The following is a 21,576-nucleotide window of genomic DNA, read 5'->3' as shown; positions in this document are numbered from 1 at the left end:
TGACTACCCTTTCAACCGCCCTTTTCCGCGATGCCGGCCTGCACGCGCCGGACCACGGTCACGATCGACAGCACGATCAGCAGCCGCCACAGCCATGCGGCGACACCGCCGACCGGAAACCCGAGCCCGATCCACAGCGCGAACGCGCCGAGGGCGAGCGCGCGGTCGCTCTTGCCGAACGGGCCGTCGTAGCGGCGGCTCACGCCGACCAGCGGGCCGATCAGCCCCGCGCATTCGACGATCACCGCCGTCAGCGCGAACAGCCAGACGTCTGCCGGAGCGAACGCCGGAATCGCGAGAAACGGCAGCACCAGCGCGACATCGGACACGACGTCGCCGAGTTCGTTGAGATATGCGCCGAGCGTGCTTTTCTGGTTGTGCTCGCGCGCGAGCATCCCGTCGATCGCATTGAGCGCCATCCGCACGAACAGCCACAGCGGGATCAGCAGGAACAGCGCACGGGCAAACACGCCGAGCCCGGCGAGCGCGCCGACGACGATCGAGCCGCCGGCCGCGAACAGCGTGACCTGGTTGGCCGTGACGCCGCGCTCGGCGAGCGAGTTCGCGAACGGGCGCAGACGGTTCTGGAATTTGGGTTTGAGTGCGTAGAGGCTCATCGTTTCGTATTCGTTCTATTCGCGCGGCACAGTCGGACACCTTTCCCGCCGCCATGCCCCGGGCGGCGAAACGGCCCTGGACGGCCTTCCATGGACGGCCCTAATCGTCGCCGAGCGGCTCCGATGCGTCAAGCATGCGCCCGGCGCGCAAGCGCGGCGCCAATCTGGCGTTTTTGACGGAAACTCGCGATAATCCGCTGGCCCGAGCGCAGCACGATCCATTCGAACTGCAAACGGGCACTCGTGCAACAGCCGATTATCACGCCGCCGACCGGCGCATTCGCCGCGACGCAACAGCGTGTGGCGGCGAATCGTCCGATTATCGCGGACCTGCGACAGGCAGCCACGAATTTGAAAAAATTTAAACAAGGGCCGTCCGGCGCGCATCCTGCCGCGCCGGCATTCCGGGGTTCCGCCCGCCGCGCATGCGCCGCGGGCCATGCAGGCAGGCAGGAGGCGCGACGCCGATGAACATTCTCAACGTCTGGCAGCGCGACTTCCTGCTGTCCATCGTGCGGCTCGTCGCCGGCGCGTATCCGGTCTGGCATCAGGCGCCGCCGTCCCCCACGCAGAAGATCTACTTCTCGAACCACACGAGCCACATCGACACGCTCGCGATCCTCGCCGCGCTGCCGCGCGACGTGCGCGCGGTCGTGCGGCCCGTCGCCGCGCGCGACTACTGGGACAGCAGCGACGCGAAGCGCCACATCGCGCAGAAGCTGCTGAACGTCGTGCTGATCGATCGCCACCGGGAATCCGGCGGCGATCCGCTCGACCCCGTGCGCGACGCGCTCCGGCAGGGCCATTCGATCATCATCTTCCCGGAAGGCACGCGCGGCGCCGAGATCCTGCCGCAACCGTTCAAGAGCGGGCTGTTCCACCTCGCGACCGAGTTTCCGGACGTCGCGCTCGCGCCCGTCTACCTCGAGAACCTGCAACGGATCATGCCGAAGGGTGCGATCTGGCCGGTGCCGCTGATCTGCAAGGTGCACTTCGGCGCGAACGATGCGCTCGGTGCCCAGGAAGACAAGCCGACGTTCCTCGCCCGCATGCGCGACGCGGTCGTCGCGCTCGCGCCGCCGCAGCGGCCGGCCGGCTGAACACCGCCCCCTCCTTTCCCTTTTCCGGATATCCCCCATGCGAACTCTCTTCTGGGAACTGGTCGCGGGCGTCACGGGCGTGCTCGTCATCGCCACCGTGATCGGCGCGATCCTCGGCGCGCGCAGCGGCGGCACGAGCGCGACCATCGTCAACCTGAACCAGCGCATCCGTGCGTGGTGGGCAATGATCGCGATCATGGTCATCGCGATCGGCCTCGGCAACAACGTCACGTATCTCGTGTTCGCGGTGCTGTCCTACCTGACGCTGCGCGAATTCATCACGCTCACGCCGACGACCGCGAGCGACCACACGACGCTGTTCATCGCGTTCTTCGTCGCGATCCCCGTGCAATACCTGCTGCTCGGGATCAACTGGTACGGGATGTACTCGATCTTCGTGCCCGTGCACCTGTTCTTCGCGATGTCGCTCGTGTCGGCGCTCACGCAGGACACGCGCGAATTCCTGAGCCGCAACGCGAAGATCAACTGGGCGCTGATGGTGTGCGTGTACGGGCTGAGCCACGCGCCGGCCGTGCTGATCCTCGACATTCCGCGCTACACGGGACAGAACGCGCTGCTGCTGTTCTTCTTCCTGCTCGTCGTGCAGATCAGCGACGTGCTGCAGTATGTCGTCGGCAAGCTGTTCGGGCGCCGCAAGATCGCGCCGCAGCTGTCGCCGTCCAAGACGATCGAGGGGTTCGTTGGCGGCGGGCTGCTCGCGACGCTGTGCGGCGCGTCGCTGTATCGCGTGACGCCGTTCAGTTTCGGCGCCGCGTTCGGGATCTCGCTCGCGATCGTGATCGCGGGCTTCGTCGGCGGCCTCGTGCTGTCGGCCGTCAAGCGCTCGCTCGGCACCAAGGACTGGGGTTCGATGATCGCGGGCCACGGTGGGATGCTCGATCGCGTCGACTCGATCTGCTTCGCCGCGCCGGTGTTCTTCCACCTCGTGCGGTATCTGTACGTGTGACGCGCGGGCGGCACCGCGCCGCCCGTTCCTTCGCGCGAACGGTCAGTATCCTGCGCGCAACGCCTTCGGCACCACGTAGCGGCCGCGTGCCGCGTCGAACGTCACCGTGTAGCGCGCGTGAATCGCCTTGTCGCCGCGCGAGCCCGTTTCCGTGACCGTCAACGGATAGACATCGCCGGTGCCGGTCGTGTCGGGCACGATCGAAAACGTGCGGCTCTCGCAATGCGACTTCGCGTTCCCGCAATCGAGCGACCCCGTGTTGTCGAGCGCTTCGTCGATGCGCGGCGCCGCCTCGACGATCGCGTTGCCGACCGGCAGCCAGATCGATCGCATCGCCATCGTATAGCCCTGCAGCGTGACGCCGTCGCCGATCGTGAAGCCGAACAGGTGCGGGCCGTACCGCTCGATGCGCACCGTACCCGGCTCGCCGCGCTTGCCGGACGCGATATCCGTCTTCTTCACCACCGGCTCGAGCGTCTTGCCGTCCGCCGCGGGCTTCAGCACGTACAGGTCGATGGCGCCCGTCGTGCCGTCCGAATCCATCCCCGGCATGCCGTCCTGCACGGCGGCCTCGGTCTCGCCGCACACCGCGAGCAGATACCGCGGGCCGTCGGCGGTCGCGACGCGCAGCGACCCGCACGGCGAATAAATGAAATCGCCCGCGTCCGACTGCCAGCCCTTGCGGTCCGCGCGCCAGTTGCCGTAGTGGTCATGGAGGAACGTGCGCAGCAGGCGGTCGGCCGCGACCGGCTCGACCGCCTGCGCCGTCGCCGGCAGCACCGACGCCGGCACCGCACACGCAACGGACAGCGCCAGGCGTCGCAACAGGGGATGAACCGATGAAATCATGTCGGCGTCGGCAGGAACGGAAAGCGGTATGCGAAATGAGCTGCTGACGGCATCAACGCGTCACCGAGGTTGCGCGACCGGTTCGGGATCGAACGCCGCCAGCCCCGGCCATGCCGCCCGCCCCCACACACCGTCACCCGGTGCAAGCCAGCGCTGCAGCGTGGCGTCGTCGAACGCCTTGCCGAACGGGTCGGCGCGAAACCCGGCCACCCACTGCTTGCGGCCCGCGATATACGCGCTACCGAAATCCGCCCAGCTGCCGAAACAATCCTGCGCGCGCTGCGCGTTGAGCAACAGCACACGCCACGCGGTGTCCGGCTCGGTCCAGCCCATCAGCATCGCCACGCGCGCGAGGAACGCCATCCGCGCACAGGCGAACGCGAGTGCGGCACGCGGGTCATCGGTCGGCTGCAGCGCATGCAGGTCGGCCCGAAACCATTGCGTCTCGAGCACGCGTGCGAGGTGCGCACGCGCATCGTCGTCCGTCGCGTCGGTGCGCAACTCCATCTGATGCAGCATCTGCGCGCGCAGGAACTTGCGCGACGTGTCGTTCAGGTGGCTCGTATCCGCATCGTCGAAACCCGAGAACCCGGTCGCCTCCACGTACGGATGCGCGAGCAGCAGCGCCCAGTGCTTGCGGGCGGACAAGGTCGAATGGCGCGCACCGCGCCGGCGGAGGTAGCGCACGATACGCCACAGCACGAACAGCGCGACGATCAGCTTGAATGTCATGGTCTTCGCCCCGTCATTCGCCGGCACTGGCGCCGTGCGGCGCGTCGTAGCCGGGCCAGCGCACGTTCTCGGTCGCAAAGGCGGGCCGTGCGTCGTCCCGTTGCGCGGACGGCACCGCGGGCGCCAGCGTCGCGCGCACCGCGTAACGCACCGAGCCGGCACGCGGCGGCCGCGCCTGCAGCAGTTCGGGCTGCCGCGCGGCGACCAGCCACTCGACGGTCGGCGTCGGCTCGGCGAGCCGCCCGAACAATTGCGGATGGCGCGCGACGAGCCGTGCTTGCGACGCGGCATCCGTCACGTCCTCGATCCTGCACCACCCCGACGCCGTATGGACCACGCCGAGCGCGATGCAGTCGGGCGGCGTGTTATCCGTCGTCCCCAGCGTATTCAGGCATGCCAGCACGTCGTCGACATAGCGCTCGACCGGCGGCCGGTTCTGCTTGCCCTTGACCTGATCGACGTCGAGGCCGCCGTCCGCGCGCATCGCGACACTGATCGTGATGTGCGGCTGGCCGCTCGCGTCCCGGAAGCTCAGCAGCCGCAGCGTGCGCGCCTCGATCGCTTCCGCGTAGCGCCCGCCGTAGCCGCCCGTCAGCGCCTGCCGGTCGGCGAACTGGCCGAGGCAATGGCGCATCACGTAACTCTCGAACGCCATTTCGGCGCGCAGCAGCGCGCTGTCGGGCAGGAATTCGACGAAGCGGCCGTTCGCGGTTTCACACCAGGTGCGCAGCGCGTCGGGCTGGCTCTCGCGCCAGCCGCGCGCAATCCGGGCCGCCATCTCCGCATGCTCGCGTTCCCACATCGCGAGCGCCTGCGGGCAATTGACACGGTCGAGCTTGCCCTCGAGCCCGGTCCCCTTGCGCGACTCGAGAAACTCGACGAGCGTGGTTTCGAGCGCGAGAAGCTGCGGATCGCCCGGGTCGACCCAGACGACGGGCGCCAGCCTGCCGGCGTCAGCCTCGCCGATCGTCTTCGCGTCCGCACCGAAGCGCCGCGCGACCCACGCCGGCGGCGCGGCGTTACCGAGCGCCTGCCGCGCGTCGTCGAGCGATCCGATCGTGCGTGCCGGCTCGAAGTTCGCGACGACGTGCCGGTAGAAATGGTTGAGCAGCCACGCGCGCACCGCGTCGGCATCGCCTCGCGCGGTGCTGCGCGCGGCGATCGCCGCTTTCAGCGCATCGGCGTTCAGCGCGTTGCGCGGCGCATAGCCGGCCCGCCGACCGACGGCCGTCATTGCCAGAACTTCCACCAGCGCTTGCCCGGCGCGGCCGTCGCCGGGCCCGCCGCCGCAGGCGGCGCACCGGCCTCGCTGATCCGCCGCTCGATCACGTCCATCTTCAGGTCGAGCGGTTCGGCGGCGTGCCGGTTGCCGGCGAGCACCCGTTCGTAGAAATATTTCGCGTCCGGCTGACGGCCCAGTTCGTACGCCGCGTCGGCGGCCCGGAGCAGCACGTTCAGATCGCGCGACGCGTCGGCCTGCGCACGCGCGGCGTCGTACAGCGCCGATGCCTGGTCCGGATGCGACTCCGACATGTGGGCCGCGAACACGAGGCGGGCAATCAGTGCCTCGTCGGGCAACCTGCCGTCGAGCTGGTCGTGCTCGCGCTGCCAGCCGACGAGGCGCTCGAGCCAGATCGGCAATTCGTTGCAGCGATCGACGCGGTACAGCGCGCGCACCACGTCGCGCACGTACCAGTTCGGCTCGTGCCGGCTGTAACCGTATTCGGCGGCGTAGTGCCACAGTTGCTCGGCGGCTTCGAGCATCTCTTCATCCTTCTCCTGGCACGCGAGCACATAGCGCACCCCGTCGTAATGCTCGGCAAACGAACTCGCCGCGATCCCGTTGCGATGCAGGACCAGCGCTTCGTCGTAGCGCTCCTCGCCGCGATAGAGGATCGCGAGGTTGTTGCAGAGCATCGAATACAGGTGCGCGCACGCATCGTACGGATGGCCGTTGCCCGTCTCGAAGAAGCGCTCCATGCAGGCGCGGCCCTGCTCGTACGCGGCGATCTTCAGGCGCTCGAGATCGGCGCGTACCGGCGCCTGTTCGTCAGCCGGCAGCGCGTCGATCGCCTCCTCGGCCCTGTCCTCGATCGAGCACGCGTAGCCGTAGCTCCACAAGCCGCTGCGCAGCGGCGGCGGCGGCAGCTTCATCGCGGCGGCGACACCCAGCGCCCGAATGCGCGCATCGGTCAGCATGAACCCGGTGCGGTTGTCGTACATCTCGCCTTCCTGCGCGGCCGCGAGCAGGCGCGCGGCCTGGGTCGTCGCGTCGATGCGGCCGGTTTCGCCGTCGTAGACGGCCGCGAGCCGCGCGATCCACGGATGGCCGGGCGCGCGCCGCAGTGCGACCTCGCGCGCGGCGTCGGCGATCGCGTAGCGCAACGCGTCGCCTTCGAGCGAGCCGAACGCGGCAAAGATCTCGCCATGGGTCGGCGAACGCGCGGCCAGCGCGTCGGGCCCTTCCGCGCCGAGTTCGACGAGCCGCTCGAGCGTCGGCTGGAAACCCGCTGCGCGCATCGCGCACAGCGGCCACCAGACCGACGTGTCGGTCGGCTCGGCCAGGCGCGCATGGATGATCTGCCCGACCCGGTCGAGCATGCTGCTTTCGATCTGGTACACGTGGAAGAACGCCCTGCGCCCTGCCTCGTCGAAACGGCCCGCCTCGAGCAGCCACGGCAGTTCGTATTCGATGAAGTCGTCTCCGCCGTCCGATTCGAGGCTGTGGCGCGCCATCTCGCAACGGGCCAGCGCGCCCGCGAGATCGCCTTGCGCGTGTGCCGCCCGCGCGGCGAGCCGCGCCAGCCTCACCTCGGCCTCGCGGCGAGGCGGCAGCGCCCAGTCGGCAATGCGCGACTCGACGGCCTGGCGAATGGTGTCGAACTGCAACGGCGCGATCTCGATCATCGCCCGGCCGATCCGCAGCCAGTCGTCGGCGTCGATGTCCTGGTCCGCCGCTGCCGATGCCATCGCAGCCACCGCGGCCTCGGCCGCCGCACGCGCGTCGTCGTCCCGGTCGAGACGCCGCAGTGCCCACGCGCGCAGGCATTGCCGGTTCGCCTCGTCCCACGCGCGAAACGTGGCGCGGCCGGCAATCGCGCGGTTCAGCGCATGCCGCAGTTCGATCGCGTCGAGCGCATGCTCCGCGTGGTCGAATTCGAGCGTATCGAGAATGCGGGCGCGGACGTAGCGATCGGCATCGAGCGTCGGCGACGTGCGCAAGACGTCGTGCATCTGGCCGATCGCCTCGGTGACGGCGTCGTTCTCGCCCAGGTGCCGGGCGACCTGCAGCCGGTATAGCGCGAGTTGCATGCGGATGTCGGGCCGCGCCTCGGGCGGCGCCGCGTCGTGCACGCCCGTGCCGTCCTCGTCGAGCACGGCGCGCGCGGCGGCCGGATCGCCGGCGTGCATCCACAGCGTGTGCAGGCGCGCGATCGCGTCGAGCGAATCGGCACGCAACGGCTGCGCACGCAGTCGTGCCGCAAGGTCGCTCTCGCGGCTCGAATCGCTTTCCTCGAGATCGGCTTCGAGCCGGTTCATCAGTGTGTCGAGCGGCTGGCCCGTCAGGGGCATCGTCGTCATATCGATATTGGAATGGGCGTTTGTAGTTGTATTGGCGCTGGGAGTCATCGACTTCTCCATCTCGGAATCGCGATAGCTTATCAGGAGACGGCGACCGTGCGCGGCCTCGCCATTCGCGTCGCCCGGCGTTACGATCTCGTTCTTCATCCCCGGACAGGTCGATGCGCACGATGCGACGGCGCGACGCGCGCCGACCGGTCCCGCCGACCCGGAAACCGCATGAACCTCACCTTGCAGGATGTCGCGTGGCATCGTTCGGTCGGGCGGCTCATCGAGTCGCTCGACCAGCCTGGCTTCTGGCTGGCGCTGATCCGGCTGATCGAGGAATACGTCGCGGTCGACAGCTGGGTCGTGCTGACCTTCGGCGACGGCCGCCCGCAGGTGTTCGCCGAATGCCCGTACGAAGGCGGCGGCCCCGACCCGCTGTTCCGCGACTACGTGCAGGGCCTGTACCAGCTCGACCCGTTCTACATCGCGAACCGCGACGCGCCGAGGAGCGGCCTGTTCCGGCTGTCGGACGTCGCGCCCGAATGCTTTCGCGATACCGAGTACTACACGCTCTATTTCACGCACAACGTCGTCGAGGACGAGGTGCAGTTCAACGTCGTGCTCGACGATGCGCGCACGCTGTGCCTGTCGCTTGGCAGCAAACGACGCTTCAGCCCCGGGCAGGTTGCGCTGCTCGACCTGATCCGGCCGTGGGTGGCCGGGCTGATGCGGCAGCGGCTCGCGTTCGAGCCCGCCTCCGCGGAGCAGGCGCCGCCGCGCCGGGCCGGCGCGCACGATGGCTTCGAGCAGGCGATGGCGCGGCTCGGCACGCCGCTCACCGCGCGCGAACTCGACGTGATCCGGCTGATCCTCAGCGGCCGCTCGAACAAGGAAGTCGCGAACAAGCTGTCGATTTCCGCCGAAACGGTCAAGGTGCATCGGCGCAACATCTACGGGAAGCTCGCGATCAATTCGCAATCGGAACTGTTTTCACTGTTCCTGAAGGCGCAGACCGACGGATAGCGCGCTCCGTCGCGCCCGTTTTCGCTCCCCTGCCTGCATCTTTGCGGCGGCCTTCGACGGCCGCGGCCGGATCATGCCGATGCCGATGCCGTCGCGGCCCGGTGCGAACCCGCGAGCTTGAATTCGCCGACCGTCTGCGCGAGCTGCGCCGCCTGCTCGCGCAACAGCGCGGCGGCCGCAGCCGACTCCTCGACGAGGGCAGCGTTCTGCTGCGTCGAGTGATCGAGCTGCGACACGGCCTGGTTCACCTGCGCGATCCCGGTGCTCTGCTCGTTCGCCGCGACCGTCATTTCCGCGATCACGCTCGTGATGCCGCGCACGCCCTCGACGATTTCGTCCATCGTCGTGCCGGCCGTCTTCACGAGCCCCGATCCGCCTTCGATCTTCTCGACGGACGACTGGATCAACTGCTTGATTTCCCTGGCGGCCACCGCGCTGCGTTGCGCGAGCGTGCGCACCTCGCCCGCGACGACCGCGAAGCCTCGCCCGTGCTCGTGCGCGCGCGCCGCCTCGACGGCCGCGTTCAGCGCGAGGATGTTGGTCTGGAACGCGATGCCGTCGATCACGCCGATGATGTTCGAGATCTCGGCCGACGCCTTCGTGATCTCGTCCATCGTCGCGACCACCTCGCTCACCACCTCCCCGCCGCGTACGGCAACGCCCGACGCCGATTCCGCCAGCCGGCTCACCTGCGTGGCCGCATCGGCCGAGTTGCGCGCCGTGCCGGCGATCTCCTCGAGCGCCGCCGCGGTCTCCTGCAGGCTCGATGCCGCGTGTTCGGTGCGGCTCGACAGGTCCTGGTTGCCCTGCGCGATCTCCGCGCTCGCCACGCTCACGGATTCGCTGAATCCGCGTATCTGCAGCAGGATCGCGCTGATCTTTTCGGCGAACAGGTTGAAGGCCCGCGCGATCTGCGCAGCCTCGTCGCCGCCGTCGGCCGGCAGCCGCTTCGTCAGGTCCCCGCTCCCGCTCGCGACGTCGGTCAACGCGTCGCGCACGAGCAGCACGCGCTTGAATGCCGCGTTCGTCAACGCGCCGACGAGCGCCGCCGCGACGCAGGCGACGACGAGGATCGCAATGAGCGTCGTCGTCGCGACGGCGCGCATGCCGGCCGTCACGTCCGACCGGTCGAGCGCCATGACGAGCGACCAGTCCGTCCCGGCGATCGGGTGCGCGCGGAGCAGCTTGGTCACGCCGTCCACGTCGATCGCCACCGGTTCGGTCGCCTTCTGCAGGCCGGCGAGACGCTCCGGCGTCAGTTCGGGCGACAGCTCGGCGGCCGGCTTCATGATCAGATCGGTCTTCGCGCCCGCGATCAGGCGCCCGCTCTTGTCGACCAGGAACGCGAAACTCGACGGCGTCGGATGCATCGACGCCACGATCGCGCTCGCGCGCTCCATGTAAAGGCTCGCCGCGAGCACGCCCTTCAGCGTGCCGCCGCGAACGATCGGGGCGGCGAACGCGAACGCGGGCTTGCCGGTCGACGCGTCGCGGTACAACGCCGTGACGACGAGCCGGCCGGCGTCGACCGCCTGCCTGAACCACGGGCGTGCGGTCGGATCGTAGCCGGCCGCGAGCGGGACGTTCGAATACGCGGTGCGATCCGGCAGGCCGAGCGTGAGCACCTGGAAACCGCCCGATTTGCCGAGCAGCGTCAGCGCCGGCAGCGGATCGCCTTCGCCCGGCGTCAGCGTGTCCGCGAGCGCCTGGGTCTGCTGCGCGCGGCTCGCGACCCACTCGTCGAGCGCGAGCGCGTGGCCGGTCAGGACGGACTGCAGGTTCTGGTCGATGGTCGTGTCGTTGTGCTGCTTGACGACGTAGTACACAAGGCCGCCTGTCACGGCCAGGGCCGTGACCACGATGGCGACGCAGGTCGCCAGAATCCGGGCGCGAATCGATGACAGCATGATGACGTTGATCTCCGTTGCCGCGTTGTTTTCGGTTGGTCAAATGGGCACTCAACCGTCCTTAACGACCGCACGCGATGCAACTTGAGGTTCGACTGGTCAGACCGGCAAAAAAAGTTGAGCCCAGGCCGGCGACAGTACGCGGGATCAATACCCCTGACGGGTTAACACGCCGGCGGGATGGGAAAACCGGCGGTTCGGCGCATACTCGGGCGTTCCGACGTCCAACGTTGCGGAGCCGGCCGCGCCGGCCCCGCCCACCGAAATCGCCCATGAAACTGAAGCTCGACATCGTCCAGCTCGCCGGTCGCGACGGCGACACGCACTACAACCTGCAGCGCACGCTCGAAGCGATCGCGACCTGCGCGCCGGGCACCGACATCGTGATGTTTCCGGAAGCGCAGCTCACCGGCTTCCTCGATCCGTCGAACCTGGCCGAATGCGCCGAGCCGCTCGACGGCCCGGGCGTCGGCGCGGTCATCGCGGCCGCACGCGCGCGCGACGTTGCCGTCGTGGTCGGGCTGATCGAGAACGACGGCGGCCGCTTCTACAACACCACCGTGTTCGTCACGCCGGACGGCATCGCGCTGCGCTACCGCAAGACGCACCTGTGGGTGAGCGAGCACGGCGTCGTGCTGCCCGGCGACCGCTACGCGACGATCGAATGGCACGGCGTGCGGATCGGTCTGCTGATCTGCTACGACAACGAATTCCCCGAAACCGGCCGCGCGCTCGCCGAACTCGGCGCCGAGCTGATCCTCATCACCGACGGCAACATGGAACCGTACCGCCCGGTCCACCGCACGTCGGCAACGGCGCGGGCGATGGAAAACCAGGTGTTCACGGTGGTCGCCAACCGCGTCGGCGGCAGCACGCACGACGTCGTGTTCGCGGGGGGCAGCCTCGCGGCCGATCCATTCGGCAACCTGATCTTCGAGGCCGGCAACGGCGAATCGCGCCACGCGATCGAGCTCGATTTCGACCAGCTCGCCGCGTCGCGCGCGGTTTACGACTATCGCAGGGACCAGCGCCTGCATATCGCCGGCGAACGTATCGAGCATGCGGACGGGCTTCGCGAGTTGCTGATTCCGTGACGGGGGCTCGCCCGCCCGGGCGGAGCCGTCCGTCACGCCGGCTCCGGCACCTCGATCGCCAGCAGCGCCGAACTGACCGACTTGCCGTGCGCGTCGAGCGCGAGCGAGCGCGTGACGCCGCCACCGAGCGCATCGCGCAGCACGAAATTGAATGCCCCGAGCGCCGGCAGTTCGTACCGCACGACGTCGCCGTGCACGATACCCGCGAGCCACGCCTTCACCGCATCGGCACCCAGATGCGTGCGCAGATGATCGTAATGGCGCGGATCGCGGCAAATCACCGACACGTTCAGCGTATTGCCCTTGTCGCCGGTGCGCGCATGCGCCAGTTCACGCAGTTGCATCATGCCTCCACGAATGAAAACGACGGCGTCACGGCCGCGCGCGGCAGCAGCACCGACTGCACGGCGATCACCTCGCGCGTCGACTTGAACGCCCCGCCGCCGCCGGCCGGCCCGTTCGTATAGAGCGTCTCGACTTCATTGCCGATCCGCGCCGCTTCGCCGGCGCTCGCCGCGCGGCCGGCCACCCGCACACGCACCTCGGCCGGCTCGCCGCGCACGGCCGGCGTCGCGTCGCCATACAGCGCATCGACGCCGATCAGGTCGAAGCGCAGCTCGGTCGCGGCGACGCCGGTCAATGCCAGCCGCTCGCGGACGATCCCGAGCGCGAGACGCGCGCGTTCGAGCGCGCCCGGGCCGCCGTACGAGATCTGGCCTTCGCCGATCCAGCCGTCGACATACGCCACCGACACCTTGAGCGTGTCGGGCCGCGCCGTGCCGCGCCCGCCCGTCACGCGCACGCGGTCCGCCGCCTCCTCGGCGACGGTGACGTGCGTGAAATCCGCGACGACGTCGGGCTGCAGGTACCGCGCCGGATCGTGTATCTCGTAGAGCAGTTGTTCCTTGCAGGTCGCCGCGCTCACGCGGCCGCCTGCGTGCGGCACCTTGGTGATCACGACCGAGCCGTCCGCCGCGACTTCGCCGATCGGAAACCCGAGCCGCGCGAGGTTCGGCACGTCCTTGTAGCCGGGGTCGGCGAAATAACCGCCCGTCACCTGCCCCGCGCATTCGAGCAGGTGGCCGACGACCGTCGCCGCCCCGAGCGTGTCCCAGTCGTCCATCCGCCAGCCGAACGCGTGGATCAGCGGCGCGGCGAACAGCGACGGATCGGCGACGCGCCCGGTCAGCACGACGTCCGCGCCGGCCGCGAGCGCGTCGACGATCGGCGCGGCGCCGAGATACGCGTTCGCGGATACGATGCGGTCGCGATAGGCGGCGACGTCGTCGCCCGATTCCTCGAAGCGGAACGCGCCGCGCAGTACGACGTCGAGCACGTCGTCGCCTTCGACGGCCGCGACCTTCAGCCCGGCGACGCCGAGCGATTGCGCGATCCGTGCGGTGCGCCGTGCGGCCGCCCGCGGATTCGCCGCGCCCATGTTCGACACGATGCGCACGCCGTTCGGCACGGCGACCGGCAGCACGGCGCGCATCCGCGCGTCCAGCAGCGGGTCGTAGCCGAGCGACGGGTCCTGGCGCCGCGCCTGCTGCGCGATCGCGATCGTGCGCTCGGCCAGGCATTCGAAGACGAGATAGTCGAGCTGCCCGTGTTCGGCCAGCTCGACCGCGGGCTCGATCCGGTCGCCCGAGTAGCCGGCGCCCGCGCCGATGCGCACGCGCCGTTCAGGTTGCTTTGCTGTCATGTCCATACCGTCGTCGTCCGGCGGGTGCGCCGCCGGTGAAAATCAAAAGATGCCCAGCACGACGCACGCGATCGTCATCACGATCGACGCGCCGAACAGCAGCGGAAACGTGAACTTCTGGTGCTCGGCCAGCTCGATGCCGCACAGGCCGACGACGAGGAAGGTCGCGGGCGTCAGCGGGCTGACCGGGAAACCGGTGGTCATCTGGCCGAGCAGCGCGGCCTGCCCGACCTGCACGGCCGGCACGCCGAGCTGGCCGGCCACCTCCGCGATCACGGGCAGCACGCCGAAGTAGAACGAATCGGGATCGAACAGCATGCTGAGCGGCATCGACGCGAGGCCGAGCGCGACCGGGATGTGGCCGGCCATCGACGGCGGCACGAAGCCGACCGCCGCCTGCGCCATCGCCTTCAGCATCCCGCTGCCCTGCATGATCCCCGTGAACACGCCGGCCGCGAGCAGGATGCCGGCCATCATCAGCGCCGCGCGCGCATGCGCGTCGATGCGCTTCCTCTGCATGTCGACGTCCGGGTAGTTCACCATCAGCGCGATGCACAGCCCGACCATGAACATGATCGCCGGCGGGATCTTCTCGCCCATCACGACCATCGTGCCGAGCACGACGAGCGTCAGCACGAGGTTGAACCAGAACAGGTGCGGCCGGCGCAGCGCCTGCTCGTCGGGCGTCAGCTCGCGGGTCGGCAACGGAATCGACGCATCGTCGCGCGACAGGCCGAGCCGCTTCTCCTCGCGCCGCCCGAGCCAGTACGCGACGCCGAACACGAACACGAGCCCGATCGCCTGCACCGGGATCAGCGGATTGAACAGCGCCGACACCGGCAGATGCAGCGAAGCGGACGCGCGGATCATCGGCCCCGTCCACGGCAGGAAGTTGATGCCCGCGGCCATCGACACCGCGGCGGCCAGCACGCGCCGGTCCATCTTCAGCCGGTCGTACAGCGGCAGCACGGCCGGAATCGTCACGAGGAAACACACGGCGCCCGAGCCGTCGAGGTGGATCAGCAGCGCGAGCAGCGTCGTGCCCATCACGATGCGCGTCGGCCGCGTGCCGACCGCGCGCAGGATCCGGTCGATGATCGGGTCGAGCGTGCCGGCGTCGGTGATCGTGCCGAAATAGAGGATCGCGAACACGAACATGCCGACCACGGGCGCGAGGCCCTTCAGCCCGTCGACGACGAACTTGCTGGTGTGCAGCCCGAAGCCGCCGATCAGCGATGCGGCGATCGGCACGATGATCAGCGCGACGAGCGGCGACATCCGCTTCGACAGAATCGCGGCCAGCAGCACGACGATCGTGCCAAGCCCGAGTAACGGCAGCATCCGTGTCTCCTACCTTGTCTTTTGTTGGAGACGAGCGTAAGGTCGGCGCAGCGATAGCACAATTGAAATGATTTGATCGCAGCAATCACGAACCGTTATGGATCTGAATCTTCGCGACATTCGCGCGTTCGTCACCGTCGCGCACGCCGGCAACTTCACGCGCGCCGCCGCGCGGCTGCACCTGTCGCAGCCGGCGCTGACCGTGCAGATCCGCCGGCTCGAGGAAATCGTCGGCGCGCGCCTGTTCGACCGCAACAGCCGCAGCGTCGCGCTCACGCAGACCGGGCGCGAGCTGCTGCCGCTGCTGCAGCGTTCGCTCGACGACATGGAGCGCGTGCTGCGCGACGCGCGCGCGCTCGGCGAAGGCACGAGCGGCACGGTGCGGCTCGCGTGCCTGCCGACCTTCGCGTCCAGCGTGCTGCCGGAGCTGATCCAGTCGTTCCGGCGCGACGTGCCGCGCGCGGGCTTCGAGATCCGCGACGGCGTCGCGAGTCTCGTCACCGCGCTCGTGCGCAACGAGGAAGCCGATCTCGGACTGACGGGCGGCGACACGTTCGATGCGTCGCTGGAGGTGCTGTATGCGGGCGCCGACCGGCTCGTCGCCGTGTGCCCGAAGGATCATCCGCTCGCGCGCAAGCGCCGCGTGAGCACCGCCGATGTCGCGGCCGTGCCGCTCGTGCTCACCGCGCAGGGCACGAGCGTGCGCAGCGTCGTCGATGCCGCGCTGGACGCGGCCGGCTGCACGCCCGACATCGCGTGCGAGCCGACCTACATGATGACGGCCGTCGCGATGGTGCGCGGCGGGCTCGGCGTGACGATCCTGCCCGCGACCGCGCGCGAGGTGCGCGCCGAGCCCGAGCTGGTGGCGAAGCCGATCGACGATCCCGCGTTCGTGCGGCCGATCGCGCTCGTCACGAAGCGCGGCCGCACGCTGCCGCGCGTCGCGCAGGCGTTCGCGGAAACCATGCTGACGGAATTGAAAAAGCGCGCGTGAACCGCGCGCCCGGATCGGGACAGCTCGCCCGCGTGATGCCGGGTTCGGCTTACTTCACGTCCGGATCGACGTGCAGCGATTCGCCGATCGCATAGAAATTGCCGCCCGCGATGTAGTGCAGGCTGCGCAGTGCCGGATCGGCCGATTCGAAATACCAGTGACCGTCGCGGAACACGCGCGTGTCGGACCACGCCGCGACCACCTCGCCGATGAACAGGTCGTAGGTCTGCTGGTTGTGCGGCTCGGGAACCAGCCTGCACGCGAGCCAGCCCGAGCAGCCGGCGACGAACGGCAAGTCGTGGCCTTCGACGTCGAACAGCGTGACGCCCGCCTCGCGCAGCTTGTCCGGACGCTCCGCGAGACTGTGGCTGCCGACCGCGTGCGTGAGCTGCAGTTGCGCGGCCGTCGGCACCTGGATCACGAACGTGCCGCTGCGCTCGACGAGCTCGCGCGTCTTCGCGGACTTGTCGAGCACGACCGTCAGCTTCGGCGGCAGGAAGTCCAGCGCGCACGCCCACGCGGCGGCCATCACGTTGTCGACGCCGTCGTGGCGGGCCGACACGAGCACGGTCGGGCCGTGGTTGAGGAGACGGTAGGCTTTCTTCAGCTCCACCGGAGCGATGTGACTGTCCATACGGATTCCCTGGAGAACGGCGCGCACGGACGGATGCCGTGCGGCGCGCGGCGCCGGCCGGCGCGCAGGTGCGCAGCCGCGCCGAAGGCCGCATTCTCGCACCCAATTTCAATCGGTGCCGACAACGCCGCCGGTCACTTCGCGAACAACTGGCCGATATCGCGGAACGCCTTGAATTCGAGTGCATTGCCGCACGGATCGAACAGGAACATCGTCGCCTGCTCGCCGACCTGCCCCTGGAAGCGCACATACGGCTCGATCACGAAGGTCACGCCGAACGATCTCAGCCGCTCGGCCAGCGCTTCCCAGCTCGCCCAGTCGAGCACGATCCCGAAATGCGGCACCGGCACGTCGTGACCGTCGACCGCGTTCGTATGCGCGCTTTCCTGCGATGCGGTCTTCGGATGCGCGTGGATCACGAGCTGATGCCCGTAGAAGTCGAAGTCGACCCACTGCGCGCTCGAACGCCCCTCCGCCAGCCCGAACACACGGCCGTAGAAATCGCGCGCGGCCGCCAGGTCGTAGACCGGGATCGCCAGGTGAAACGGGGAAAGACTCATGGTTGCCTCGTGATGGAACGCTCGCGTGGCGCGAGGACGGCACCATGGTAGTCAAGGTCGATCGAAAATCAAATCAATATATAGTTTCGTCATTCACAAACGGAATTGATGAATGATCCGCGAACTGAGAACCCTCGTCGCCGTCGCCCGGGAAGGCACGTTCGCCGCGGCAGGCCACCGTATCGGGCTCACGCAGGCGGCCGTCAGCGCGCAGATGCAGCGTCTCGAAGCCGAGCTCGGCTTCGCGCTGTTCGACCGGCAGGGCCGGTCGGCGCGGCTCAACGAAATGGGCCATCACGTGCTCGGCCAGGCGCAGGCGCTGCTCGGCCTGTACGAGAACCTGAGCTCGACGGCCCCCGGCTCGCCGGCCGCCGTGCGCGTGACGATCGGCGCGATCGCGTCGGTGCAGAGCGCGCTGCTGCCGGCCGCGCTCGCCGATTTCCATCGCCGGCATCCCGCGTGCCGCACGCGCGTGATACCGGGGCTGTCGATCGAGCTGGTCAACCGGGTCGACGCGGGCGAGATCGACATGGCCGCGATCATCCGGCCGCCGTTTTCGCTGCAGAGCGACCTGCACTGGACGACGCTCGCGCAGGAACCGTTCCGGCTGATCGTGCCGCGTGGCGTGAAAGGCCAGGACTGGGCCGAACTGCTCGCGCGCGAACCGTTCGTGCGCTACGACCGCGCATCGTTCGGCGGACGCCAGGTCGATCGTTTCCTGAAAAAGATGCACCTCGCGGTGCGCGACACGTGTGAGCTCGACGAGCTCGACGCGATCGTCAAGCTGGTCGGGAACGGCGTCGGCGTCGCGATCGTCCCGCAGACCGCCGTCTATCGCCGCTGGCCGGCCGGCGTGCGCGCGATCGACCTCGGACACCATACGTTCCACCGCGACATCGGGCTCGTGCACCGCGCGCGGCGGATGATGTCGGAGCCGGCGCAGCAGCTCGCGCAACTGATCGAAGCGGCGTCACGACGGCGCGCGCCGCCGCAGGCGGCATAGCGCCGACGTCGTCGGTCAGCGCCGCCCGGCCGCCCAGTCGACCGCCGCATCGAACAGCGCGACGCCGGCCGGCGACAGGTTCGCGAACGTGTCGTTGTCGATGAAGAACATCACGCGGCGCGCCGGCGCGAGCGCTTCGTAGTCCATCGTCGCGCCCTTCTCGTACGCGAAGATCGCGGCCTTGTCGGGTTGGCCGTACACGGTCGCGATCGTGATCGCGCCGAGCCCCGGCTTGCCCCAGCTCATCGGCGCCTGCTTGCCGTACACGCTGGTCGCGCCGGCCGGCAGCCCGGCCGAGATCGGGTGCGGCGCATTGACGAGCCACAGGTAGCGTTCCTTGCCCGTTTCGCCGAAGTCGACGTCGTGACGCTTGCCCGTCATCGCGAGATCGTCGAGCAGGTCGTTTTCCCACGTGACGAGCGGCTTGTCGAGCGTGCGCCAGCCGGGCCGCACGTTCTTCGACGACACCGTCGACGAGATCACGACGAGGTCGGCGTCGCGCGCCGCGTCGGGCGTCGAGGACTCGTCGATCAGGCGCACCGCGTAGCCGCGTTCGCCGAGATGCTGGCCGATGCGTTCGTCGACCTTCAGGTTCGGGCCGCGCAGCTGCACGAGCATCGCGACGCGCGTGACGGCCTGCGGTGCATCGGCCGCCCGCGCGGGCGCAGCCACCCCTGCCCCGAGGCCCAGGCCCGCGCCGATCGCGAGCACCGAGCCCGCGATCGCGCGCAAGGCGCGGCGCCGCGCACCGGCGGCACCGGTGGCAATGGCGCGCACGGCGCCGGCCTTCATGTTCCGGTTCATCTGGATCTTCTCCGAAGCCGCGCGCCGCCGTGACGGCCGCGCGGCGATTGCGTGGTCAGAACTGCAGCGTGGTGAGCAGCGACACCTGTCGCGCATCGCCGATCGCGACGAAATAGCGGTTCGCGCTCGACGGGTAATAGGTGCGGTTGAAGAGGTTCTTCACGTTGAGCTGGAACGACAGCTTCTGCTTGCCGATCCGCGTGTCGTAGGTCGCGAACGCGTCGGCGAGCACGTACGACGGCAGCGTGAAGCTGTTCGCCGAATCGCCGGGCCGCGCGCCGACGTAGCGCACGTCCGCGCCGATGCGCAGGTTGTCGCCGCCGGCCAGCGTGCCGACATCGTAGACGGCCGCGAGCGACGCCGTATGGCGCGCGACGTTCCACAGCTGGTTGCCCGCGTAAAGCGGATCCTCGGTCGTCTTCGCGTCGATGTACGCGTAGCTCGCGATCACGTTCACGCGCTCGCCGATCCGGCCCGACACGTCGAGCTCGATCCCGCGCGAGCGCGCCTTGCCCGACGTGCGCCAGTCGGTCAGCTTGGTCGCGTCGTTGTATTGCGACACGAGCACGTTCTTCTTGTCGATGTTGAAGAGTGCCAGCGTGCCCGTCATCCCGCCCGGCAGGTCGAGCTTGCCGCCCACTTCCCACGCGGTCGCTTCCTCGGGCGGCGTCGCGCCGTCGATGATGTAGCCCGTCATCGGCGCGATCGACGAAGACGGCTTCAGCGACTGCGAATAGCTGCCGTACAGCGAGAACGTATCGGTCCACTTGTAGACGACGCCCGCGCGCGGCAGCCACTTCGAGCCGCTGAGATCGGTGTTCGCGGTGAACGGCCGGCCGCGCCCCGCGACCTGGTTGTACGTGATGTAGCGCAGCCCGCCCGACACGATCCACTTGTCGGTCAGGTGGATCGTGTCCTGCACGAACGCGGACGCATCGTGCAGCGTGTCGGTCTGGTCGCTGTCGCTCGCGGACACCGTGCTCGACGGCGGCAGCAGCCCGTAGACGGGATCGACATAGCTGAACGGCGTCTTCACGGCCTGCCGCAGCATGTCCTTGCGGTAGATGCGACGGTATTCGGTATCGAAGCCGACCTGCACTTCGTGCCGCATCCCGCCGAGCGTCAGCTTGCCGTTCACGTAGCCGATTCCGTAGCTGTCGGTGCTGAGCGAGCCGTGCGTCGCATCGTTGCTGCGCGACAGCGTGCCCTTCACCGGATCGACGCCCGTCGTGCGCAACTGGTTCGCGTCGTAGGTCTCGCGGTTGTAGCTGTAACCGAGATGCGCGCTCCAGTCCGCGTTGAACTGGTGATCGACGCTCAGCTGCGCGAGGTGCGATTCGCCGTCCATGTTGTTGAACGGCTCGTCGAGGCGCCGCCGCGCGGGGATGTCGAGCGGCGCGTTGGTACGCGGATCGAGCGCCGTGCCGCGATCGAACGGCGAATGGAAGGTCCGGTACTGGTAGGACACCACGACCTGCGTATCGCGGCCGTACCACGCGAGCGACGGGGCGACGAAGGTCTGCCGGTATTCGCCGAAGTTGCGCCAGTACTGCTCGTTCGATTGATCGACGATCAGCCGGTACGCGAGCCGCGAATCGCCGACCGGCCCCGTCGAATCGAAGGTCGCGCTGCCGCCGTTCTTGCCGTGCCCGAACGTCGACGCGCCGAGCGAGATCGCGTTGTAGCGCACGAGCTGCGGCTGCTTCGTGACGACGTTGACCACGCCGCCCGGATCCATCAGCCCGTACAGCAGCGACGTCGGCCCCTTCAGCACCTCGACGCTGTCGACCGCCGCGTTGAACGCGCGCCCCTGCACGAGCGGCATCCCGTTCTGCATGACCGAGCCGTCGCGGTTGCCGCCGAAGCCGCGCTTCATGATCGTGTCCTGCGTGCCCGCGAGCGTGTTGCCCTGCGTGATGCCGCTGACGTTGCCGAGCGCGTCGTCCAGATTGCGCGGACGCTGGTCGCGCAGCACCTGCGCCGGCACGATGTTGACGGCCTGCGCGGTGTCGAGCAGCGGGATGTCGGAACGCAGCACGCCCGCCTCCTTCGGCGCGCGATAGCTTTCGGCGCGCAGCGCGCTGTCGCGCACCGTGATCGCCGGCAACTCGGCGCCCGCGGCCATGCCGGCCGCCACGGGTCGTGCGACCGTGCCGTCCGCGCGCTTCAGCGTGTAGCCGCCGCCGGGCTGCCGCAACGCGACGAGCCCCGTGCCCGCCAGCAGGCGGTCGAGCGCACCGTCGACTTCGAAGCGGCCCTGCACGCCGCCGCTCGTCAGGCCGGCCGTCAGCTCGGCCGGAAACGCGAGCAGGATGCCCGCGTCGCGGCCGAACCGGTTCAGCGCCGCTTCGAGCGGCCCGGCCGGAATGTCGAACGCACGGCGTGCCGCGCGCTGCGCGGCCGGCGCCGCATCGGTGTCGGCCAGCGCGGGCAGCGGCAGCAGCGCGGACACCAGGACGGCACCGGCGAGCCGGCGCGCGAGGTGCCCGGGCGCGGCAGGTGCGGCCGGGTGCGCGGCGCGCGGCAGATGTCGGGCGGGCGCCGGACGGCGCCGATACGTGAGACGGATGGAAACCATGATCGGGAAGTCGGTGGACGATGGGCCAGTGCTGCTTTCATTACCCATGTCACGCGAACATCGAGAAACAGCTCAGGTCGGCGGAAATTTTTTTCGACACG

General features: G+C 69.0%; 20 protein-coding genes. 7 read left to right on the top strand and 13 right to left on the bottom strand.

Annotation, left to right across the window (positions count from 1 at the left end; translation table 11 throughout):
• Positions 1–11: 11 nt before the first annotated feature.
• Positions 12–617: a CDP-alcohol phosphatidyltransferase family protein gene (locus ACTJLD_RS37975; RefSeq protein WP_027787786.1), complete on the bottom strand. Its 606-nt coding sequence runs from the start codon at positions 615–617 to the stop codon at positions 12–14.
• Between the two features lie 134 nt (positions 618–751).
• On the opposite strand from ACTJLD_RS37975, the gene ACTJLD_RS37970 reads away from it, so the two are divergent.
• From ACTJLD_RS37970 to ACTJLD_RS37960, 3 genes are all read left to right on the top strand, one after another.
• Positions 752–982 (top strand): hypothetical protein, encoded by a 231-nt coding sequence (locus ACTJLD_RS37970; RefSeq protein WP_155253126.1) that lies wholly within the window; start codon positions 752–754, stop codon positions 980–982.
• Positions 983–1,084: 102 nt separating this feature from the next.
• A complete protein-coding gene (locus ACTJLD_RS37965) occupies positions 1,085–1,717 on the top strand; it encodes a lysophospholipid acyltransferase family protein (protein ID WP_059682194.1) in 633 nt (210 codons plus the stop codon).
• Positions 1,718–1,754: 37 nt separating this feature from the next.
• A complete protein-coding gene (locus ACTJLD_RS37960) occupies positions 1,755–2,684 on the top strand; it encodes a phosphatidate cytidylyltransferase (protein WP_027787788.1) in 930 nt (309 codons plus the stop codon).
• Positions 2,685–2,726: 42 nt separating this feature from the next.
• Here ACTJLD_RS37960 and ACTJLD_RS37955 read toward each other — a convergent pair whose 3' ends face one another.
• Genes ACTJLD_RS37955 through ACTJLD_RS37940 form a run of 4 tightly spaced genes read right to left on the bottom strand, consistent with a single transcriptional unit; the run spans position 2,727 to position 7,847 of the window.
• Positions 2,727–3,533, bottom strand: coding sequence for a topoisomerase IV (locus ACTJLD_RS37955; protein ID WP_440661358.1), 807 nt, complete (start codon positions 3,531–3,533; stop codon positions 2,727–2,729).
• Positions 3,534–3,593: 60 nt separating this feature from the next.
• Positions 3,594–4,265, bottom strand: a complete 672-nt coding sequence (locus ACTJLD_RS37950; RefSeq protein WP_440661356.1) for a DUF1266 domain-containing protein — start codon at positions 4,263–4,265, stop codon at positions 3,594–3,596.
• 13 nt (positions 4,266–4,278) lie between these two features.
• Entirely contained in the window at positions 4,279–5,499 is a 1,221-nt protein-coding gene (locus tag ACTJLD_RS37945) for a hypothetical protein (RefSeq protein ID WP_091924393.1), read from the bottom strand.
• Positions 5,496–7,847 carry a hypothetical protein gene (locus ACTJLD_RS37940; protein ID WP_440661354.1) on the bottom strand — a complete coding sequence of 784 codons (2,352 nt, stop codon included), beginning with the start codon at positions 7,845–7,847 and terminating at the stop codon, positions 5,496–5,498. Before ACTJLD_RS37940 ends, ACTJLD_RS37945 begins: the two co-directional genes overlap by 4 nt.
• Positions 7,848–8,066: 219 nt before the next feature.
• Between ACTJLD_RS37940 and ACTJLD_RS37935 the strand changes: the two genes are divergently transcribed.
• Positions 8,067–8,858 (top strand): response regulator transcription factor, encoded by a 792-nt coding sequence (locus ACTJLD_RS37935; RefSeq protein ID WP_059695691.1) that lies wholly within the window; start codon positions 8,067–8,069, stop codon positions 8,856–8,858.
• A 71-nt stretch (positions 8,859–8,929) separates the two neighbouring features.
• Here the strand turns inward: ACTJLD_RS37935 and ACTJLD_RS37930 are convergent, their stop codons facing one another.
• Positions 8,930–10,765, bottom strand: coding sequence for a methyl-accepting chemotaxis protein (locus ACTJLD_RS37930; RefSeq protein WP_440661351.1), 1,836 nt, complete (start codon positions 10,763–10,765; stop codon positions 8,930–8,932).
• A 272-nt stretch (positions 10,766–11,037) separates the two neighbouring features.
• On the opposite strand from ACTJLD_RS37930, the gene ACTJLD_RS37925 reads away from it, so the two are divergent.
• Positions 11,038–11,859: a carbon-nitrogen hydrolase family protein gene (locus ACTJLD_RS37925; protein WP_321918477.1), complete on the top strand. Its 822-nt coding sequence runs from the start codon at positions 11,038–11,040 to the stop codon at positions 11,857–11,859.
• A 32-nt stretch (positions 11,860–11,891) separates the two neighbouring features.
• Here ACTJLD_RS37925 and ACTJLD_RS37920 read toward each other — a convergent pair whose 3' ends face one another.
• Genes ACTJLD_RS37920 through ACTJLD_RS37910 form a run of 3 tightly spaced genes read right to left on the bottom strand, consistent with a single transcriptional unit; the run spans position 11,892 to position 14,902 of the window.
• On the bottom strand, positions 11,892–12,203 hold the full coding sequence (locus ACTJLD_RS37920) for an AtuA-related protein (RefSeq protein ID WP_027787796.1): 312 nt from the start codon (positions 12,201–12,203) through the stop codon (positions 11,892–11,894).
• The gene (locus ACTJLD_RS37915) at positions 12,203–13,561 is read right to left on the bottom strand and encodes an acyclic terpene utilization AtuA family protein (protein WP_059695750.1); all 1,359 of its coding nucleotides are present in this window, start codon (positions 13,559–13,561) and stop codon (positions 12,203–12,205) included. The genes ACTJLD_RS37920 and ACTJLD_RS37915 overlap by 1 nt, the downstream gene beginning before the upstream one ends.
• A 42-nt stretch (positions 13,562–13,603) precedes the next feature.
• Positions 13,604–14,902: a CitMHS family transporter gene (locus ACTJLD_RS37910; RefSeq protein ID WP_027787798.1), complete on the bottom strand. Its 1,299-nt coding sequence runs from the start codon at positions 14,900–14,902 to the stop codon at positions 13,604–13,606.
• 97 nt (positions 14,903–14,999) lie between these two features.
• On the opposite strand from ACTJLD_RS37910, the gene ACTJLD_RS37905 reads away from it, so the two are divergent.
• Positions 15,000–15,896: a LysR family transcriptional regulator gene (locus tag ACTJLD_RS37905; protein WP_027787799.1), complete on the top strand. Its 897-nt coding sequence runs from the start codon at positions 15,000–15,002 to the stop codon at positions 15,894–15,896.
• A 49-nt stretch (positions 15,897–15,945) separates the two neighbouring features.
• On the opposite strand, the gene ACTJLD_RS37900 is transcribed toward ACTJLD_RS37905, so the two are convergent.
• Both ACTJLD_RS37900 and ACTJLD_RS37895 read right to left on the bottom strand, forming a co-directional pair.
• Positions 15,946–16,530 carry a flavin reductase family protein gene (locus ACTJLD_RS37900; RefSeq protein WP_027787800.1) on the bottom strand — a complete coding sequence of 195 codons (585 nt, stop codon included), beginning with the start codon at positions 16,528–16,530 and terminating at the stop codon, positions 15,946–15,948.
• 134 nt (positions 16,531–16,664) lie between these two features.
• On the bottom strand, positions 16,665–17,090 hold the full coding sequence (locus tag ACTJLD_RS37895) for a VOC family protein (RefSeq protein ID WP_059695678.1): 426 nt from the start codon (positions 17,088–17,090) through the stop codon (positions 16,665–16,667).
• A gap of 112 nt (positions 17,091–17,202) precedes the next feature.
• On the opposite strand from ACTJLD_RS37895, the gene ACTJLD_RS37890 reads away from it, so the two are divergent.
• On the top strand, positions 17,203–18,093 hold the full coding sequence (locus ACTJLD_RS37890) for a LysR family transcriptional regulator (protein WP_440661347.1): 891 nt from the start codon (positions 17,203–17,205) through the stop codon (positions 18,091–18,093).
• A gap of 15 nt (positions 18,094–18,108) precedes the next feature.
• Here ACTJLD_RS37890 and ACTJLD_RS37885 read toward each other — a convergent pair whose 3' ends face one another.
• Together ACTJLD_RS37885 and ACTJLD_RS37880 are read right to left on the bottom strand one after the other, a co-directional pair.
• Positions 18,109–18,897, bottom strand: coding sequence for a hypothetical protein (locus tag ACTJLD_RS37885; RefSeq protein ID WP_440661346.1), 789 nt, complete (start codon positions 18,895–18,897; stop codon positions 18,109–18,111).
• 55 nt (positions 18,898–18,952) lie between these two features.
• Entirely contained in the window at positions 18,953–21,523 is a 2,571-nt protein-coding gene (locus ACTJLD_RS37880; protein WP_440661344.1) for a TonB-dependent siderophore receptor, read from the bottom strand.
• Positions 21,524–21,576: the final 53 nt, after the last annotated feature.

The organism is Burkholderia sp. 22088 (genome assembly GCF_052045915.1).
GTDB lineage: Bacteria > Pseudomonadota > Gammaproteobacteria > Burkholderiales > Burkholderiaceae > Burkholderia > Burkholderia cepacia.
Note: the sequence above shows the minus strand (reverse complement) of the source record. Positions and strands in the feature narration are given on the sequence as shown.